General features: G+C 68.4%; 5 protein-coding genes. All 5 read left to right on the forward strand.

The features are described 5' to 3' along the window. Positions 1-8: 8 nt before the first annotated feature. On the forward strand, positions 9-1,364 hold the full coding sequence (locus LXT13_RS03510; RefSeq protein ID WP_233370214.1) for a hypothetical protein: 1,356 nt from the start codon (positions 9-11) through the stop codon (positions 1,362-1,364). Then, entirely contained in the window at positions 1,361-2,197 is an 837-nt protein-coding gene (locus tag LXT13_RS03515; protein ID WP_233370215.1) for an HDOD domain-containing protein, read from the forward strand. The genes LXT13_RS03510 and LXT13_RS03515 overlap by 4 nt, the downstream gene beginning before the upstream one ends. Beyond that, positions 2,194-3,792 (forward strand): EAL domain-containing protein, encoded by a 1,599-nt coding sequence (locus LXT13_RS03520; RefSeq protein ID WP_233370216.1) that lies wholly within the window; start codon positions 2,194-2,196, stop codon positions 3,790-3,792. The genes LXT13_RS03515 and LXT13_RS03520 overlap by 4 nt, the downstream gene beginning before the upstream one ends. Beyond that, positions 3,792-20,408 carry a beta strand repeat-containing protein gene (locus LXT13_RS03535; RefSeq protein WP_304622797.1) on the forward strand — a complete coding sequence of 5,539 codons (16,617 nt, stop codon included), beginning with the start codon at positions 3,792-3,794 and terminating at the stop codon, positions 20,406-20,408. Before LXT13_RS03520 ends, LXT13_RS03535 begins: the two co-directional genes overlap by 1 nt. 99 nt (positions 20,409-20,507) lie before the next feature. Next, positions 20,508-21,050, forward strand: coding sequence for a polyhydroxyalkanoate synthesis repressor PhaR (gene phaR / locus LXT13_RS03540; RefSeq protein WP_233370217.1), 543 nt, complete (start codon positions 20,508-20,510; stop codon positions 21,048-21,050). Positions 21,051-21,060: the final 10 nt, after the last annotated feature.

The raw sequence follows: 21,060 nt of genomic DNA on the forward strand, positions 1-21,060 counted from the left end.
GAAAAGATATGAGCGACACCCACACCGCCACCCATGTGGCGACGGTCTCCGAGCCGCTGCCCCCACGCGGCCCCGAGCTGCATGACCATGGCATGGGCAAGCGGCACATCTTCTTCGTCGCGCTGCCGCTGCTGGCGATGCTGGCGGGCGCCGCGTCGATGTGGCACTTCGTGTCCTTCGCCATCCTGTCCAATCCCATCCTCAACGGCATCATCATCTCGGTGCTGTGCTGGGGCATGTGGACGATGGCCGGCCACCTCGTCGAGCTGTTCGGCGAGGACCGTGTCTTCCGCGCCGGCATGCGCTGGCTGCGTGATGGCGATGCCAGTGGCGAGCAGCATCCGCGCCTGGGTCCGCCGGCCTTCGTCACCGGCATGCTGGACCGGCTGCAGAAGCTGGGCCTGGGCCATCAGGTCTACATCCACAGCTCGGCGATGGAGCCCGAGATCGAGGCGCTGGAGCAGTACCTGAACAAGCGCCAGGAGCTGAGCCAGTTCCTCGTCGGCCTGATGGTGGGCCTGGGCCTGCTGGGCACCTTCGTGGGCTTGCTGGAGACGCTGGTGGAAACGTCGGGGCTCATCGCGACCATCGCGAAGAGCGTGGGCGGCGGGGCCGACATGGAGGGCGAGTTCGCCAAGATCGTCGGCGGCCTGCAGAAGCCGCTGGCCGCCATGGGCACGGCCTTCTCGGCTTCGATGTTCGGCCTTGTGGGTTCCATCGTGCTGGGCTTCCAGATGGTGGCGGTGCGCAAGGCCGCGTCCGCTCTCGTCGAGACCGTCCGCGGCCAGGTGCTGTCGCTGGCCGAGAAGAGCAGTGTCAACGAGAACGTCGAGATCAGCGAGCGCTTCCTGGCGACGCTGCTGGCCGACATCCTGGAGCAGCACCGTGCGTCCAGCGAAGGCCTGGCCACGGTGGTGGCGCGGCTGGACCAGCTCGTACCGCAGGTGGCCGAGATGGCGACGAACGCGTCGCGGCTGTCCGACCGACTGGCCAGCCAGGAGGCCGTGCTGGAGCGCACGACGGCTACCGTCGGCGGTGTCGGCGACGTTGTGCCGGCGATGGCGAGGCTGGCGTCGGCCGCCGAGGGCATGCTGCAGGAGAGCGGGTCGTCCAACGAGCGCGTGGGCCGCATGCTGGACTTCCTGCCCGCGCAGGAGGCGCTGGTCAGCGACGTGCGCCGGACGCTGAGCCGCGTCGAGAGCCTGGAGCGCGAGATCGGCGCGCTGACCGCCGCCAACGAGGGTCTGAAGGACGAGGTGCTGCAGCAGGCTGCGCTCGTCAAGCGCATGGACTCGACGCTGTGGAACCTGGAGAAGGACCAACTGCGTGATGCGCTGAGCGACGACAAGGGAGGGCGCGCATGATGGCCGTGAGCATGGACACCGTGCGCGCCGCGGCCGGTGGCCGGCTGCAACTGCCGTCGGTGCCACGCGTCGTGCGCCGGCTCATCAGCCAGCTGCGCGATCCGGCCACCTCCATCGTCGAGGTGGTGGACGAGCTGGAGCAGGAGCCGCAGCTCGCCGCTCGCACGCTGCGCATCGCCAACTCGCCGTACTACTGCGGCAGGCGCAGTCTCGCAAGTCTGAAAGACGCGGTGGCCATCATCGGCACCGACACGCTGCGCACGCTGGTCATCAGCGGTGGGCTGGAGGCGGTGTTCGTCGCCGTGCCGGGCGTCAACCTGCGCCAGTTCTGGCTGGACGCCACGCTCACCGCCAAGGCCGCACGCAGCCTCGCCCGGTTGGCCGGAGGCGACGGCGAGGCTGCCTTCCTGGCCGGCCTGCTGCACAACGTGGGCCACCTGATCCTGTGCCAGGCCTTTGCCGACCGGCTGCCGGCTGTGCTGGCCGGCTCGCGCCAAGCGCGTGGCCGGGCACTGGCGGCGCTGGAGCACGAGGCCTGCGGGCTGGACCATGCGCAAGTCAGCGCCGCGTGGCTGGACGAACTGGGCTTTCCCACGGCCGTCATCGACGCCGTGGCCCGGCACCTGGAAGCCGACCCGGCCGCCGGCACGCTGGCGCCGGTGCTGGCGCTTGCCACGCAGGTGGCCGCGTCCATCGAAGGCGGCGACAAGGCCGAGTTGGCATTGCAGAAGCTCGATGCGAGCCTCGTCGCCGCGGCATCGCTGGTGGCCGACAACCTGGGCGAGCGCTTCGGTCCGCAGTACGAGCAGATCGCCGCGGGGAGCGAGCCGTGAGCGTCGGCAGCGCCACCTGGCGGGCCGTGGGCGCGGTTGCGTGCGGCTTCGCGCTGTCGGCCGTCGTCAACGTGGCGCTGCTGCACGGCGGGCTGTCGTCGCACCAGCTGGGCCGGCTGCTGGTCGTGCACCTGGGCGCGATGGTCGTGACGCAGGCGGCCATCTTCGTCGTCGCCCGTTGGTGGCTGCGCGGCAGCGAGCCGTTGATGGCGCAGTTGGAGGCAGCCGGCCTCGGGCGCATTGCCGAGCGCGTTCAGGATGGCCCGGTCGAGTGGGGGCCGATGTCGCGCACGATTAACGTCGCGCTGACGCGGCTGAAGGCGCAGCTGGACGACCGCGACCAGCGCCTGGGCGAGCTGCATGCCGAGATCTCGGTCGATGCCGTCACGGGCCTGGCCGCCCGTGCGCAGTTCATGGACCGCCTGGCCGCACTGCTGCACGAGCCGGACCGCGAGGCCACCGGCGGCCTCGTGCTGCTTCGGGTGGATGACCTGGCCGGCCTCAACCAGCGCGCGGGCCGCGAGCGTGCCGACGAGCTGCTGAAGCAGGTGGCGACGCTCCTGCGCACGCGGGCGCTGCGGCTGGACGGCGAGCGCGCCGGCGTCGTCGCGCGGCTCAACGGCGCGGACTTTGGCGTGCTGCTGCCGCAGGTGGCCACCGAGGCGCTGGACGCCTGGACGCGCGAGCTGGCCGACGCGCTGCATGGCCTCAAGCAGCGCGAGCTGACCGACCGGCCGCGCGTCGGCTGGCTGGCAGCCAGCGCTTTCACGGCCGGCGAGACGCTGGGTGCCGTCATGTCCCGCGTGGACCGCGCGCTGCAGGCGGGAGAGGGCGGCGACACCGCCTGGCAGCTGGTTCGGGCGACACCGTCCGGCCCGAGCGTGTCGCTGGCGCAGTGGCGCAGCCTCATCGACGAGGCGCTGATGACCGGCCGCGTGGAGCTGGACCTGACTCCCGTCACGACCGCGCAAGGCCGCGTCGTGCACCAGCTCGCCCGCGTGCAGCTGGAAGGCGCCGAAGGCCGCCGCTTTGGGCCCGACGAGGTGCTGCCCGCCGCGCTGCGCACCGCGCGCATCGCAGACATCGACCTGCGCGTGGCCGAGCTGGCGCTGGCCCGCATCGCCGGCAACGGCGACGAGTTGGCCGTGCGCATCTCACCGCGTTCGGCCGAGCGGCCCACGTTCGTCAACCGGCTCGATGAGGCCCTCACGGCCATCGGGCCGCTGGCGGCGAAGCTGTGGGTGGAGTTCGACATCGAGGGCGAGCGCCACGTGGCGGGCGTGCTCGGGCCGCTGGCGGCCATGCTGCAGCGCCACGCGGTGCGCATCGGCCTCAAGCGCGTGGCCGCGCCGCCCGAGGACTTGGCCTTGCTGCGCCGGCTGGGCGTGGGCCACCTGCGCCTGGCACCGTCCTTGTGCGTGGGCCTCGACGGCGAGGCCAGCGCCGGCAAGCGCCGGCTGCTGCAGATGATGGCCGAGCTGGGCGCTGCGGAGCGCCTGGACGTGCTGGCCGGCGAACCCGGCAGTGAAGACGACGCCCGGCTGCTGCGCGGCTTGGGCATCCCGGCCGGTGGGCGGGGAACACGGAGCAGTTGATGGACAACGTCGCGGGCAAGGTCACCATCCATACGGTCTCCGGGGACGGACCGGTCAAGCTGGCGCTGTCGCGCGCGGCCATCTCCAAGGTGCAGGTGGCGGGCGTGGACCTGGTGCTGGTTATGGCCGACGGCACGCAGCATGTGCTGCAGGGCGCCGCGCTGCGCGCGCTGGCCGACCCAGACTTCCAGCTGCAGTTCGCCGATGGCAGCCTCGACGCCGCGACGCTGATCACGCAGGCCGGCCCGGTGAACATCACCGACACGCTGCTGCGCACGATCGAGAAAAACACGACGGCCGATGACACGTCGGCCCCGGCCGCGCGCGAGAGCGCCAGCGACATGCCGCCGCCGCCCAAGCCGGCAGAGGCGGGGATGGTATCGGGCACGGGCGGCGGAGAGGGCAATGCCAAAGCTGAGTTCCACGACGAGGCGCGGCCCTTCACGCTGGTCGTGCAGATCTCGCCAGCACCGGCCGGCGGGCCGCCCGGGGGCGGCCCGCCGCCTCCGCCGCCAGCGGCTGCCGCGTTGACCATCAATGGCCAGTTCCACAACGTCACGGGCCAGGAGGTCAGCACGACGGCGACCGGGGCCACCATCACCGGCTCCGGCGGTTCCGTGGAGTCAGCCACCGACTTCTCACCTGCGGCGCAGGCTGCGGCGGAGGTCATCCGTGGCACGGCGGGTGACGACACCATCAACGGCGATGGCGGCCAGGGCATGGGCTCGGGCTGGGCGCGGCAGTTCGACATCACGCTGTCGGCCAAGACTGCGCCGCTCGTGAAGTCGCTCGTCATCAGCGGGCTGCCTGACGGGTTCGAAGTCGTCGGCGCGACGAAGGACGCCACCGGCTGGGCCCTCACCGTGCCGCCTGAAGGAACGACGGAGACGCGGTTCAGCGTCATGGTGCGCTACGCCGTGGCGTCGGACACGGCCGGCGGGAGTCCATCCAGCTTCGACATTGTCGTGACTGCGAAGGCCGACGTGGGCGCCGAGACGGTCGAGGGCAAGCTGACGCTGCCGGCCATCGTGCGCGATGTGACGAGCGCCGCCGACATGAGCTACGACGTCGGTGGCAAGGCTGGCGTCGTCTTCCCGGCCTATGGCCTGGGCGACGTCATCGATGGCGGTGCGGGCAGCGACACGATCAACGGCCTGGTCGGTGCGGACCGGCTCTACGGCGGTGCCGGCGCGGACAAGCTCGACGGCGGTGCCGGCAATGACTGGCTGGTCGGTGGCGAGGGTGCCGACAAGCTCATCGGTGGTACGGGCAACGACACCGCCAGCTACGAGGGGTCGCCTGCGGGCGTGACGGTGGACCTCTCGACCAATACCGGCAGCGGCGGCGACGCCGAGGGCGACACGCTCGACGGCATCGAGAACCTGACCGGTAGCGGCGGTGCAGACGTGCTGCGCGGCGATGGCGGCGCCAACCGACTGGATGGCGGCGCGGGCAATGACACGCTGGAAGGCCGCGGCGGCGCGGACGTGCTGGTGGGCGGCGCAGGCGTGGACACGGCCGTCTACAGCGGCTCCAGCGCCGGCGTGGCGATCGACCTCGCAGCCGGAACCGGCAAGGGCGGCGAGGCCGACGGTGACACGCTGAAGGAGATCGAGAACGTTGTCGGCTCCGACCATGACGACACGTTGCGCGGTGACGCTGGTGCCAACGTGCTGCAAGGTGGCGCGGGCGACGACCTGCTGGAAGGCCGCGCCGGCGCGGACCAGCTGCAGGGCGGGGCCGGCAACGACACTGCCTCCTACGCGGGCTCGACGGCTGGCGTCAACGTGAGCCTGGGCACCGGCCAGGGGAGCGGCGGCGATGCGCAGGGCGACCGGCTGCAGGACATCGAGAACCTGACAGGCTCAGCCTTCAACGACCTGCTGATCGGAGACGACGGCGACAACAAACTCGATGGCGGTGCGGGCGACGACGAGCTGGAAGGCGGCGAGGGCGCGGACCAGCTCATCGGCGGCGATGGCAGCGACACCGCGAGCTACCTCGATGCCCAGACCGGCGTCACCGTGAGCCTTGCCAATCCCTCGATCAACACCGGTGAGGCCAGGGGCGATACGTTCAGCAGCATCGAGAACCTGGCCGGTTCAGAGAATGACGACGTGCTGATCGGCGACGGTTTCAACAACGTGCTGATCGGCAACCCGGGCAACGACAACCTGCAGGGCGGGGCCGGCGATGACACCTTGTTCGGTGGCGCGGGCGCCGACCAGCTCGATGGGGGCGACGGCAACGACACGGCCAGCTACGCCGACTCACAGGAGGGCGTGAAGGTCGACCTGAGCGGCGCCACGCCGGCCACGGGTGGCGATGCTGCGGGGGACACGCTCACCAACATCGAGAACCTCACTGGCTCTCGCTTCTCGGACCGCCTTGTCGGCGACGCCGGGAACAATGTGCTGGACGGCGGTCGCGGCAACGACGTCCTCACCGGTGGCGCGGGTGCGGACACGCTGATCGGCGGCGACGGTTCCGACACGGCGGACTATTCCACGTCCACGGTCGCGGTGCAGATCAACCTGACCACCGGCGTCGTGGCCGGTGGCGACGCGGCGGGCGACACCTTCCAGTCCATCGAGAACCTGACCGGCGGCAGCGGTGATGACCAGCTCACCGGCGAGGCCAGCGCCAACACGCTGATCGGCGGTGCCGGGAACGACACGCTGGCTGGCATGGCGGGCAACGACAAGCTCGATGGCGGCGATGGCGACGACCTGCTGGATGGCGGCAGCGGTGGCGACCAGCTGAGCGGCGGTGCAGGCGTCGACACTGCGACTTACGCGACCTCGGCCCAGGGCGTGCGCGTGAACCTGCTGACGGGGCTCGGTCAGGGCGGCGACGCCGAGGGCGACCGGCTGTCCAGCATTGAGAACCTGATCGGCTCCGAGAAAGACGACCAGCTGACAGGCAACGCCGTCGTCAACAGGCTGGTCGGCGGTGGCGGCGACGACGTGCTGGACGGCGGCGACGCTGGCGACGTGCTGGACGGCGGCGACGGCAGCGACACCGCCAGCTACGCCAGCGCGACGGCCGGCATGACGGCCAGCCTGCTGGCACCCAATACCAACACCGGCGCTGCGGCGGGCGACAGCTACATCAGCATCGAAAACCTGGCCGGCTCGAACTACAACGACACGTTGGTGGGCGACGGCAATGCCAACATCATCAGCGGCGGCGATGGCGACGACTTTATCGAGGGTCGGGGCGGTGCGGACGCCATCCACGGCGGCCTGGGCAACGACACGCTGAGCTACGCCACCTCCGGCGCCGGCGTGCAGGTGGACCTGGTCGCCGGCACCGGCAATGGTGGCGATGCGCAGGGCAACTCGATCGATGGCGTCGAGAACCTGATTGGTTCGAACTTCAACGACGTACTCAAGGGCGATGCCGGTGACAACCGGTTGGACGGTGGCAACGGCGACGATCTGCTGGACGGTGGGGCGGGGGCGGACCAGCTCATCGGCGGCGCCGGCAACGACACGGCCACCTACGCTGCAGCGACCAGCGGTGTGACGGCGAGCCTGGTGAATTCGTCGACCAATGCCGGCGACGCGGCCGGCGACAGCTATTCGTCCGTCGAAAACCTGACCGGCTCTGGCTTTGACGATACGCTGGAAGGGGACGCGGGCGTCAACAAGCTGGTGGGTGGCGCGGGTGACGACGTCCTCATCGGCGGCGCAGGCGCGGACGTTCTGATTGGCGGCGCCGGTAGCGACACGGCCAGCTACGTTGGTGCCGCCAGCGGTCTGACCGTCAGCCTGGCGGAGCCGACGGTCAACACCGGTGACGCGGCCGGCGACAGCTTCGACTCGATCGAGAACCTGACGGGCTCGGGGTTCGACGACGTCCTGATCGGCACGGCTGGCGCCAACCGATTGGATGGCGGCGCGGGCAATGACCTCCTGATCGGCGGCGCTGGCGCGGACCAGCTCATCGGTGGCGCCGGCATCGACACGGCCTCCTATGCGGCTTCTGGCGCGGGCGTGACGGTCAACCTGTCCAGCGGTCGCGGTAGCGGCGGGGATGCGCAGGGCGACACGCTCGCCGGCGTCGAGAACGTCATCGGCAGCGCGTTTGATGATGTGCTGACCAGCGCGGCCGGCACCAACGTTTTGACGGGCGGTGCGGGCAATGACACTTACAACGTCGACGACAGCAGCGACGTCATCGTCGAGAACGCTGGCGAAGGCACCGACAGCGTCAATGCGTCGGTCAGCTATGTTCTGAGCGCCAATGTCGAGAACCTGACACTGACCGGCAATGCCGACATCGACGGCACCGGCAACGCGCTGGACAACGTCATCACCGGCAACGCCGGCAACAACCTGCTCGATGGCGGGTTGGGCAGCGACCGGATGCTGGGCGGCGCGGGCGACGATACGTACGTCGTCGACAGCGCGGGCGATGTTGTCGTGGAGAACTTCGGCGAGGGCACGGACACTGTGCGCTCGGGCATCAGCTACACGCTCGGTGCCAACGTCGAAAACCTCGTGCTGACCGGTACGGCCAGCAACAGCGGCACCGGTAACGCGCTGGACAACGTCATCACCGGCAACAGCGGCAACAACCTCATCGACGGCGCGGCTGGCGCGGACACGATGGCCGGCGGCGCAGGCGACGACATCTATGTCGTCGACAACAGCGGCGACACGGTGACCGAGAATGCCGGCGAGGGTACGGATCTCGTCCGCAGCAGCGTCACATTCACGCTGGGCGCCAACATCGAGAATCTGACGCTGACCGGCACCGCCAACATCGACGGCACTGGCAACGCGCTCAACAACAGCCTGCTCGGCAACGCCGGCAACAACCTGTTGGACGGCAAGGCCGGCGCCGACCAGATGGCCGGCGGCGCGGGCGACGACATCTACGTCGTCGACAACACCGGCGACCAGATCACCGAAAACGCCAATGAAGGCACGGACAGCGTTCGCTCCTCCATCAGCTGGGTGCTGGGCGACAACCTCGAGAACCTGGCGCTCACCGGCAGCGGCAACATCGATGCGACCGGCAACGCGTTGGACAACGTCATCACCGGCAACGCTGGCGCCAACCTGATCGACGGCAAGGCCGGGGCCGACACGATGGCCGGCGGCGCGGGCGACGACACCTACATCGTCGACAACAGCGGCGACACGGTGGCCGAAGACGCCAATGCGGGCTACGACACGGTGAAGAGCAGCGTGAGCTTCACGCTGTCCGCCAACGTCGAAGAACTGCAGCTCACGGGCACCGGCAACATCAGCGGCACCGGCAACGAGCTGGATAACCGCATCGTGGGCAACAGCGGTGCCAATCTCATCGATGGCGGCGCAGGCGCCGATGCGATGGTGGGAGGCGCGGGAGACGACACCTACATCGTCGACGACGCCGGCGACACCGTGACCGAGGCCGCTGGCGGCGGCACTGACCTCGTGCGCAGCAGCGTGAGCTTCGTGCTGGGGAGCAACATCGAGAACCTCGTGCTGACCGGCACCGCGCCGATCAGTGGCACCGGCAACGACCTCGACAACGTCATCACCGGGAACAGTGGCAACAACTTCATCGATGGCGGCCTGGGTGCCGACACGATGGCCGGCGGCGCCGGCAACGACACCTACGTGGTGGACAACGCCGCCGACGTGGTGACGGAAAACGCCGGCGAGGGGACCGACACCGTGCGCGCGGGCTTCAGCTACACGCTGGGGGCCAACCTGGAGAACCTGGTGCTGACCGGCACGGGCGACCTCAGCGGCACCGGCAATGCGCTGGACAACGCCATCACCGGCAACAGCGGCAACAACACCCTCGATGGCGGGGCGGGCGCCGACCAAATGGCCGGCGGCGCCGGCAACGACACCTACATCGTCGACAACACCGGCGACACGGTGACGGAGAACGCCGGCGAAGGTATCGACCTCGTGCAGTCCAGCGTGAGCTTTCGCCTGGGCGCCAACATTGAGCAGCTGACGCTGACCGGCTCGTCCAACATCGACGGTACCGGCAATGCATTGGCCAACGTCATCACGGGCAACAGCGGCAACAACGTGCTGGACGGCGGCGCGGGTGCCGACACGCTGACAGGCGGTGCGGGTGACGACACCTATGTGGTCGACAACGCCGGCGACACCGTCACGGAGCAAGCGGGCGATGGCGTCGACCTCGTACGCAGCAGCGTCACGTGGACTCTGGGCGCCAACCTCGAGAACCTGACGCTGACGGGAGGCGCCGACATCGATGCGACCGGCAATGCGCTGGCCAACGTCATCACCGGCAACGGCGGCAACAATTTCATCGACGGCAAGGCCGGGGCCGACCAGATGGCCGGCGGCGCAGGTGACGACACGTACATCGTCGACAACGCCGGCGACACGGTCACCGAGAACGCCGGGGAGGGCACGGATGGCGTGCGCTCATCCATCACCTATGCGCTGACGGCCAATGTCGAAAACCTGCAGCTGACCGGCAGCGGCGACCTGAACGCCACGGGCAACGAGCTGGACAACCAGCTGCTGGGCAACAGCGGCAACAACGTGATCGACGGCAGGGCGGGCGCCGACCAGATGGCCGGCGGCGCGGGCGACGACACGTATTACGTTGACAACGCCGGCGACACCGTCACCGAGGCCGTGGCGGAGGGCAACGACCAGGTCTTCTCCAGCGTCTCGTTCCGCCTGGGCGAGAACATCGAGGACCTGACGCTGACCGGCAGCGCCAACATCAACGCGACCGGCAACTCGGCCGCAAACCGCCTCACCGGTAACGCCGGCAACAACGTCATCGACGGTGGCGCGGGCGCCGACCAGATGGCCGGTGGTGCCGGTGACGACACCTACGTCGTCGACAACGCCGGCGACACCGTCATCGAGAACGCGGGCGAGGGCATCGACACCATCCGTTCGGCCATCACGCTGGTGCTGCCGACCAACGTCGAGAACCTGGTGTTGACAGGCAGCGCCAACATCGACGCCACCGGCAACGCCCAGGACAACGTCATCACCGGCAATGCCGGCAACAACACCATCGACGGCGGCGCGGGCGGCGACCAGATGGCCGGCGGCGCGGGCAACGACACCTACCTCGTCGACAACCTCGGCGACTCGGTCATCGAGGCGGCGGGCGACGGCACGGACACCGTGCGCAGCAGCGTTACGTTCACGCTGGGCCCCAACATCGAGAACCTGGTGCTGACAGGCAGCGCCAACGCCGACGGCACCGGCAACGAGCTGGCCAACCAGCTGACCGGCAACAGCGGTAACAACTCGCTGGATGGCGGTGCGGGTGCCGACTCGATGGCCGGCGGTGCGGGTGACGACACCTACGTCGTCGATGACCTCGGCGACACGGTCACCGAGTTCAGCGGCCAGGGCACGGACACCGTGCGCAGCAGCGTCAGCTTCGCGCTGGGTGCCAACATCGAGCGGCTGGTGCTGACCGGCACCGGCGACGTCAACGCGACCGGCAACGAGCTGGACAACACGCTCACCGGCAACATCGCCAACAACCTGCTGGATGGCGGCCTGGGCGCCGACACGATGGCCGGTGGCGCTGGCAACGACACCTATGTGGTGGACAACGCCGGTGACACCGTCACCGAGAACCCGAGCGAGGGCACGGACACGGTCCGCTCGTCCATCAGCTATGCGCTGGGCGCGAACGTCGAGAACCTGGTGCTCACCGGCACCGGCAACCTGAACGCGACCGGCAACGAGCTGGACAACACCATCACCGGCAACGCTGGCGCCAACCTGATCGACGGCGGCGCGGGCGCCGACCGCATGGCCGGCGGCGCGGGTGACGACACCTATCTCGTCGACAACGCCGGAGACACGGTGACCGAGGCGGTGGGCGAAGGCACGGACCTAGTCCGCAGCAGTGTGAGCTTCACGCTCGGCGCCAACATCGAGAACCTGATCCTCACCGGCGCGGCTGACATCGACGGCATCGGCAACGCGCAGGCCAACCAGATCACCGGCACCAGCGGCAACAACGTGCTGGACGGCGGCCTGGGCGCCGACATCCTGACCGGTGGCCTGGGCGACGACACCTATGTGGTGGACAACGCGGGCGACCAGGTCATCGAGGCCAGCGGCGAGGGCACTGACACCGTGCGCTCGTCCATCAGCTACACGCTAGGAGCGACGCTGGAGAACCTCGTGCTGACGGGCACCAGCAACATCAGCGGTACCGGCAACGCGGGCAACAACAGCATCACAGGCAATGCCGCAGCCAACGTCATCGATGGCGGCGCAGGCGCCGACACGATGGCCGGCGGCGGCGGCGACGACACGTTCTACGTGGACAACAACGGCGACATGGTCGTGGAGGACTTCGCCGCCGGTAACGACACCGTGATCTCGTCGCTGAGCCGCGTGCTGGAGGCCAATGTCGAGAACCTGATCCTCACGGGCAGCGCCAACCTCAACGGCACCGGCAACGAGCTGGCCAATCAGATCACCGGCAACAGCGGCAACAACGTCATCGACGGCGGCGCGGGCGCCGACACGATGACCGGCGGGGCCGGCGACGATACGTACGTCGTGGACGACAGCGGCGACGTGGTGGTGGAGAACCCCGGCGAGGGCCTCGACACCGTCAGGGCCGGCGCTAGTTTCGTGCTGGGCGCCAACATCGAGAACCTGATCCTGACCGGCACCGCCAGCGTGGACGGCACCGGCAACGAGCTGGACAACCAGATCACCGGCAACAGCGGCGCCAATGTGCTGGACGGCGGCCTGGGTGCCGACCGCCTCGTGGGCGGTGCGGGCAACGACACCTACGTCATCGACGACGTCGGCGACGTCATCGTCGAGAACGCCGGCGAGGGCACGGACACCGTGCGCTCCAGCATCAGCTATACGCTGGGCAGCAACCTCGAGAACCTCGTGCTCATCGGCACGGACCGCATCGACGCGACCGGCAACGCGGCCAACAACCAGATCACCGGCAACGTCAACAACAACGTCATCGATGGCGGCGCAGGCGCCGACACGATGGCCGGCGGCGCGGGCAACGACACCTACCTTGTCGACAACGCAGGCGACGTGGTGACCGAGGCAGCGGGCGAGGGCGTGGACTTGGTGCGCAGCAGCGTGAGCTTCACGCTGGGCAACAACGTCGAGAACCTGATCCTCACCGGCACCGGCGACCTCAACGGCACCGGCAACGTGCTGGCCAACCAGATCACCGGCAACGGCGGCGCAAACGTGCTGGACGGCGGCACTGGCGCCGACCAGCTCATCGGCGGCGCCGGCGACGACACCTACATCGTCGACAACAGCGGCGACACCACCACCGAGAACACGGCCGAGGGCTATGACACGGTGCAGTCGTCCGTGACCTGGACGCTCGGGCCCAACATCGAGGCCCTGGTGCTGCTGGGTGCCAACAACATCAACGGCGCCGGCAACGACCTGGCCAACACGCTGACCGGCAACCTTGGCAACAACGTGCTGGACGGCGGCCTGGGCGCCGACACGATGGCCGGCGGTTCCGGCAACGACACGTACGTCGTCGACAACGTCGGCGACGTCGTCACCGAGAACGCCGGCGAGGGCAGCGACACGGTGCAGGCGTCCATCAGCTACACGCTGGGCAACGAGCTGGAGAACCTGGTGTTGACCGGCAGCTCCAACCTGAACGGCACCGGCAACGCGCTGGACAACGTCATTACCGGCAACAGCGGCAATAACGTGCTGGACGGCAGTGCCGGCGCCGACCGGATGGTGGGCGGTGCGGGCAACGACAGCTACATCGTCGACAACGCCGGTGACGTGGTGGTCGAGTCGGCCGGCGGCGGCACCGACACGGTCTCGGCGAGCGTCAGCTACGGGCTCGCCGACAACGTCGAGAACCTCGTGCTGACCGGTGCCGCCGACATCGATGGCGCCGGCAACGAGCTCAACAACCAGATCACCGGCAACGCGGGCGCCAACCTGCTGGACGGCGGTGCCGGCGACGACCGGCTCGTGGGCGGTGCGGGCAACGACATCTACGTCGTCGACAGCGCCGGCGACACGATCACCGAGAACGCCGGCGAGGGCACCGACACGGTCCGCAGCTCCGTCAGCTGGGTGCTGGGCGCCAACCTGGAAAACCTCGAACTGACTGGTGCCGACGCCATCGACGGCACCGGCAACAGCCTGGCCAACCTGCTCACCGGCAACGACGGCAACAACGTGCTGGACGGCGGTGCCGGTGCAGACCAGATGACCGGCGGCCTGGGCGACGACACCTATGTCGTCGACAACGCGGGCGACATCGTCGTCGAGTTCTCGGGCGAGGGCACGGACACCGTCCAGAGCAGCATCAGCTACACGCTGACCGCCAACGTCGAGACGCTGGTGCTGGCGGGCACGAGCGACATCAACGGCACCGGCAATGCGCTGGGCAACACCATCACCGGCAACGCGGGCAACAACTTGCTGGACGGCGGTGCGGGTGCCGATGTGCTGACCGGCGGCGCCGGCAATGACACGTACATCGTCGACAACGTCGGCGACCAGCTCTACGAGCAGGCCGGTGGCGGCACCGACACCGTCAACGCAAGCGTCAGCTGGGCGCTGGCCGCCAACTTCGAGAACCTGACGCTGACCGGCAGCGCCAACATCAGCGCGACCGGCAACAGCGCGGCCAACATCATCACCGGCAACGCCGGCAATAACTTCATCATCGGCGGGGGAGGTGCCGACACCATCAACGCCGGCGGCGGCGCGGATACCCTCGTCGTCAGCGACCTGAACTTCGCATCCATCGACGGCGGCACGGGACTGGACAACCTCAAGCTCGACGGGCTGGGCGTCACCAACGTCAACCAGCTGACGGCCAAAGTGCGCGGCATCGAGGTGCTGGACTTCTTCGGCGGCACGGTCGAGACCGTCACCGTGCGCTCCAGCGACGTCAACACGACCAACTTCGTCGGCAGCGACGGCGGCGGCAAGCTGGAAATCCTGCTCGACGGCAACGACCTGCTGCTGCTCAACAGCAGCGACTACAACAACACCACCAATATCACCGGCGCGCCGGACGTGCTGCTGTCCAACGGCAACACCGGCAAGCTGCTGACGGCCATCTCGCCGGGCGGCGTCAACCTCGCCATCGACGTGAGCGGCCTCGTGCTGCCGAGCCTGTCGGACCTGCGCACGCTGTGGGGCATGACGGCCGATCCGACCTTCGCGAGCATCGGCGGCAAGATCACCTGGCTGGACGCCACAGACCTGGACGGCAACGGCGCCTCCGCCGGTCTGGCCGAGGGCGGGCTCATCAACGGCAGCGGCAACCTCAGCACCTGGGTCGACAAGAGCGGCAGCGGCAACAACTTCACGCAGGGCACCGCCGCGGCGTCGCCGCAGCTGCAGCTCGCCGGTCTGAACGGTCTGCCCACCGTCACGTTCGACGGCAACGACTTCCTGACCAGCAACACCTGGGTGGGCCAGAACTACTCGCTGTTCGTCGTCGGCCAGATGACCGGCACACTGAACCAGCGGCTGGTGTCGTCGTCGACGGACAACTCGCTGGTCGGCTGGCACGGCGGCTACCAGGACCAGCTCTACGGCCAGAACTGGATCTCGCAGACCAACGGTACGGTGCAGGCCGCCACGCCGATCCAGTACACCGCCAACGACCTGGCCGGCTCGGGCGTGCTCTACAAGAATGGCGTCGCGGTGGCCGCCACGAGCACCAACACCTTCGACGGCTGGCTGGGCAAGGTACAGCTCTCGGGCTACAACGGTGGCAACAGCGAGCCGAGCCGCGGCTCCGTCTCGGAGTTGCTGGTGTTCGACCATGTGCTGTCATCTGGCGAACAGCGCGTCATTGAGAACTACCTGGCCACCAAGTGGGGCGTCGGCACGCCGGTCAGCATGACGGGCGGCGCGCTGGGCACGGTGGGGCTGGACACGATGTGGACCGGCGCCAAGATCCAGTTCGGCACGGCGGCGGCTGAGACGATCACGGCGGCCTACACCGGCGCTTCCGCTCGCGGCACCGGCCGGGTGGACGCCGTCGTCTTCGGCGGTGACGGCGACGACGTGCTCAACGGCGGCGCGCGCGTAGACGCGCTCTATGGCGGCAACGGCAACGACACGCTGGACGGCAAGACCGGCGCCGACTGGATGGCCGGCGGCGCGGGCAACGACACCTACACCGTCGACGACGTGGGCGACACGGTCGTGGAAGAGGCCGGTGCCGGCACCGACCGGGTGCTGTCGTCGGTGAGTTTCACGCTCAGCGCCAACGTCGAGAACCTCACGCTGACCGGCTCGGCGGCCATCAACGGTGCCGGCAACGCGCTGGCCAACACCATCCTCGGCAACACCGGCGACAACCGTATCGACGGCGGTGCCGGCGCGGACACGATGACCGGCGGCGCGGGCAACGATGTCTACTTCGTCGACAACGCGGGCGACGTCGTCAACGAGAACGCCAGCGAAGGCACGGACAGCGTCTACACGACGGTTAGCTACACGATGCCTGCCAATGTGGAGAGCCTCTACTACATCGGCCGCACGGCCGGCACGTTGACCGGCAACACGGGCAACAACGCGCTGTATGCCAGCGTCTACAGCGGCATCACGACGACGCTGACTGGCGGCGCCGGCAACGATGACTACTACCAGCAGGCCGACAGCTTCGGCAACTTCAACCTGAACCTCGTTGTCGTCGAGAACGCGAACGAAGGCACTGACACCGTTCACCTGCAGCGCACGACGAACAACACGACGATCCTGACGTACACGCTGCCGGCGAACGTCGAGAACCTGGATCTGCTGTCGTCCTACAACATCAATGGCGTCGGCAACGCGCTGGACAACGTGCTGACCGGGCCCAGCAACGCCGGCACCCCCAACGCCACGTCGCTGACGGGCGGCGCGGGCAACGACACCTATGTCGTCTACCAGCCCTTCACGACCATTGTCGAGAACGCCAACGAGGGCACCGACCTCGTCCAGGCCAACATCGACTACCGGCTGGGCGCCAATCTCGAGAACCTCACCGCCCTGAGCCAGAACAACCTGCGCCTCATCGGCAATGCGTTGAACAACACGCTGACCGGCACGCAGGCCAACGAACGGCTCGATGGCGGCGCCGGCGCCGACACGCTGGTGGGCGGCGCGGGCGACGACACCTATGTGGTCGACAACGCCGGTGACGTCATCACCGAGACGACGGGTCTGGATAGCGTCGAGACCAGCCTGTCGAGCTACACGCTGGGCACGAGCCTGGAGCGGCTGGTGTTCACCGACACCGGCGCCCACACCGGCACGGGCAACGCGCTGGCCAACTTCATGGCCGGCAACACCGGCAACGACACGCTGTCCGGCATGGACGGCAACGACGTCATCTACGGCGGCGGCGGTGCCGACACGCTCAATGGCGGCAATGGAGACGACGTGCTGGTGTCTGCCGCGCGCCCGGGCTTCTTCGCCGGGCTGCAGCAGGCCGGGCTGCGCGCCGAGTACTGGAACAACAGCAACTGGCTCGGCGCCCCCGTGCTGACGCGCCAGGATGCCAACCTCTATTTCAACTGGACCACCAACTCTCCCGCTCCGGGCGTCGTAAACGTCGACAACTTCTCGGTGCGCTGGACGGGCTATCTCAACGTCACCACGGCCGGCAATTACAGCTTCCGCATCAACCAGGACGACGGCATGGCCGTCTACATCGACGGCCAGTACGTCGATGGCATGAACGCGTACACCAGCCTGAACAACATCGACTCGGCGCCGGTGACGCTCGTCGCGGGCCTGCACACCATCACCGTGCAGATGTTCGAGGGCACGGGCGGCGCGGCGGCGCAGCTGGCCTGGCTGACGCCAGGCGCCAGCAGCTACGCCGCTATCCCTTCGACCGCGTTCAGCTTCGGCGACGCGGCCATCAACGACACGGCGGGCGACGTGCTCAACGGCGGCGCCGGCAACGACACGCTGATCGGCGGTCCGGGCGTCGACACGCTCACCGGCGGCGTGGGCGACGACACCTACGTCGTCACCAGCACCGCAGACACGCTCGTAGAGAACGCCAACGAGGGCACGGACACCGTGCAGAGCAGCGCCAGCTACTCGCTGGCCAGCCTGCCCAACATCGAGAACATCACGCTGACCGGCACCGCTGCCATCAATGCGACGGGCAATGCCGCCAACAACACGCTGATCGGCAATAGCGCTGCAAACGTGCTGGACGGCGGCGACGGCAACGACACGCTCATCGGTGGCGGTGGGGTCGATACGCTGATCGGCGGCCTGGGCAACGACAACCTGACTGCCGATGGCGGAAGCACGTTGCAGGGTGGTGACGGCGACGATGTGCTGCGCCTGGGCAACGTCGTGGCCTGGACGCCGACCCAACTGGGCAGCGCGCTGTCGCTGTGGCTGGATGCGGCCGACCTGGATGGCGACGGTGTGCAGGAAGGCGTGGCCGAAAGCGGCCTGACGGCGGATGGCCGCGTCTATGTCTGGCGCGACAAGAGCGGTGGGGGGCATGATGCGACCGCCAGCAACGGCGCCTACGAGCCGCAGCTGGTGCTGGACGGCATGAACAACCTGCCCACCGTGCGGCTGGACGGCCTGGACGACCGGCTGAGCGTGAGCCTGGCCACGACCGCGGCGGGGCAGGGCAGCATCTATTGGGTGCAGAAGTCGGGCGACAGCTATTACATGCCCATGGCTACCGGGGTGAGCGGCAGCCCGTGGCTGCTGATCGCCGGCAACGGCGACGGCTCCACGGATGTCGTCGGCGCCAGTAACACCAACCTGAAGACGGCGTGGACGGTGGACGGCACGCTGCAGAACTGGACGACGCGCAACAGCGTCTACACGACGCTGGCGGAGGCCACGCATGTCGTGTCCACGGTGAACCAGACGCTCAGCTTCAACGGCTCGCTGACGATTGGCAACAGCTGGGGTGGCCAGTGGATGTCGAGCAGTGATTACAGCGAGGTCGTCGTCACCGGCACTGCGCTGAGCACGGCCGACCAGCAGAAGCTCGATGCCTATCTGGCGTGGAAGTGGGGCACGGTCGGCCAGCTCGCCGCCAGCAATCCTTACAAGACGGCGGCGCCGACGGTTTTCGCCGTGGCCAGCACTGGCGGCTCGCTGTACGGCGGCAACGGCAACGACACGATGACGGGGGGCAACGGAGACGACCTGCTGGATGGCGGCGCCGGCAACGACACCATGGCCGGTGGCACAGGCAACGACACCTACGTCGTCGATTCGCTGTCCGATACGACCGCCGAGAACGCCAGCGAGGGCACCGACACCGTCCAGTCCAGCATCACGTGGACGCTGGGCGTGAACCTGGAGAACCTGACGCTGACCGGCACATCGGCCATCAACGGCATTGGCAACACGGCGGACAACGTGCTGACCGGCAACGGCGCCGCCAACACGCTGACGGGTCTAGCCGGCAACGACACGCTCGACGGCGGCGCGGGCGCGGACACGCTGATCGGCGGCACTGGCAACGACACCTACATCGTCGACAACGCCGGCGACGTGGTGACCGAGAACCCGGGCGAGGGGACCGATGCCGTGTTCGCGTCCGTCAGCGTCGTGCTGGCGGCCAACGTCGAGAACCTGACGCTGACCGGCGGCGCCAACCTCAACGGCACCGGCAATGCACTGGACAACGTGCTGATCGGCAACGGCGGCGACAACCTGCTGGACGGTGGCAGCGGTGCCGACACCATGGCCGGCGGCGTGGGCAACGACACCTACGTCGTCGACAACGCGGGCGATGTCGTCACCGAGGGTGCCAATGCGGGCACGGACACCGTGCAGTCGTCGATCAGCTATGCGTTGCCCGCCAACGTCGAGAATCTCGTGTTGACCGGCGCGGGCAACATCAACGCGACCGGCAACGCACTGGCCAACCAGGTCACCGGCAACGCGGGCAACAACGTCCTGGATGGCGGTGGTGGCGCCGACTCGATGGCCGGCGGTGCGGGCAACGACACCTATGTCGTCGACAACGCCGGCGACACGGTGACCGAGGGCGTGGGTGGCGGCACCGACACGGTGCAGTCGTCCGTGTCGCACACGCTGGGCGCGAACGTCGAGAACCTGACGCTGACCGGAAGCGGCGCCATCAACGGCACGGGCAACGGGCTGGACAACACCCTCTCGGGCAATGGCGCAGCCAACACACTCGATGGCAGTGATGGCAACGACACGATCACCGGCGGCGGTGGCGCCGACACGTTGCTGGGCGGCAACGGCAACGACACGCTGATCGCCGCCTCGCCGGCGGACCTGGCCTCGGCCGATGGCGGCGCGGGAATCGACCTGCTGAAGTTCGCGACCGTCGGCGCCAGCTTCGACATCACGTCCCTCATCAACGTGGCACACAACATAGAAACGCTGGACGTGCGCAACGGCAGCAGCGGCAGCATCAATCTGTCGAGCCTGGGCATCACGAGCGTCACCGACGCCAACCATGAACTGACGCTCAAGCTCGACAGCGGCGACACATTCACCGTCGCGGCCGACACCCAGTTGCAGCAGCTGGGCACCGGCACGGACGGCTTCGGCAATGCGCTGACCGACTACGCGGTGCTGGAGCAGCAGGCCGGCAACTGGGTGCAGACGTCGACGCTGCACCTTGTCGCCGGGGCGGGTGGTTAGGGAACAGTGCGGCGGCAGGGCCACAAGCCCAGGTAAACCCCCCGCGGCGCGGGGTGGTAGCCTGCCTAGAATTTGCTGCACTGCACAGGAGATCCACGCATGGCGACTGCCCGCAAGAAGCCGGCATCCACTGATGACGCCACCACGACCGAGGCGAGTGACGCCAAGCCCGGTGTGCGCGTGCTCAAGAAGTACCCCAACCGTCGTCTCTACGACACGCAGACCAGCAGCTACATCACGCTGGCCGATGTGAAGCGCATGGTGCTGGACGGCATCGACTTCGAGGTGCACGACGCCAAGACTCACGAAGACCTGACCCGTTCCATCCTGCTGCAGATCATCCTGGAGGAGGAAACCGGTGGCGTGCCGATGTTCTCCACCAGCTCGCTGGCCCAGATCATCCGGTTCTACGGGCATGCGATGCAGGGGGTCATGGGTGGCCTGCTGGAGCGCCAGATGCAGGCCTTCACCGACATGCAGCAGCGCTTCACTGAGCAGGGCACGCCGGGCATGCCCTTCAGCCCTGACGCCTGGACCGGCCTGATGGGTAGCTACGCCGAGCAGTCCAAGACGCTGATGAACCAGTGGCAGGAGCAGCTGAAAACTGCCGGGGTGATGTTCCCCTTCGTCCCCAAGAAGTAGGCGCTGCGCC

It is taken from the genome of Pelomonas cellulosilytica, assembly GCF_021353265.1.
In the GTDB taxonomy this organism is placed as follows: Bacteria; Pseudomonadota; Gammaproteobacteria; order Burkholderiales; family Burkholderiaceae_C; genus Pelomonas; species Pelomonas cellulosilytica.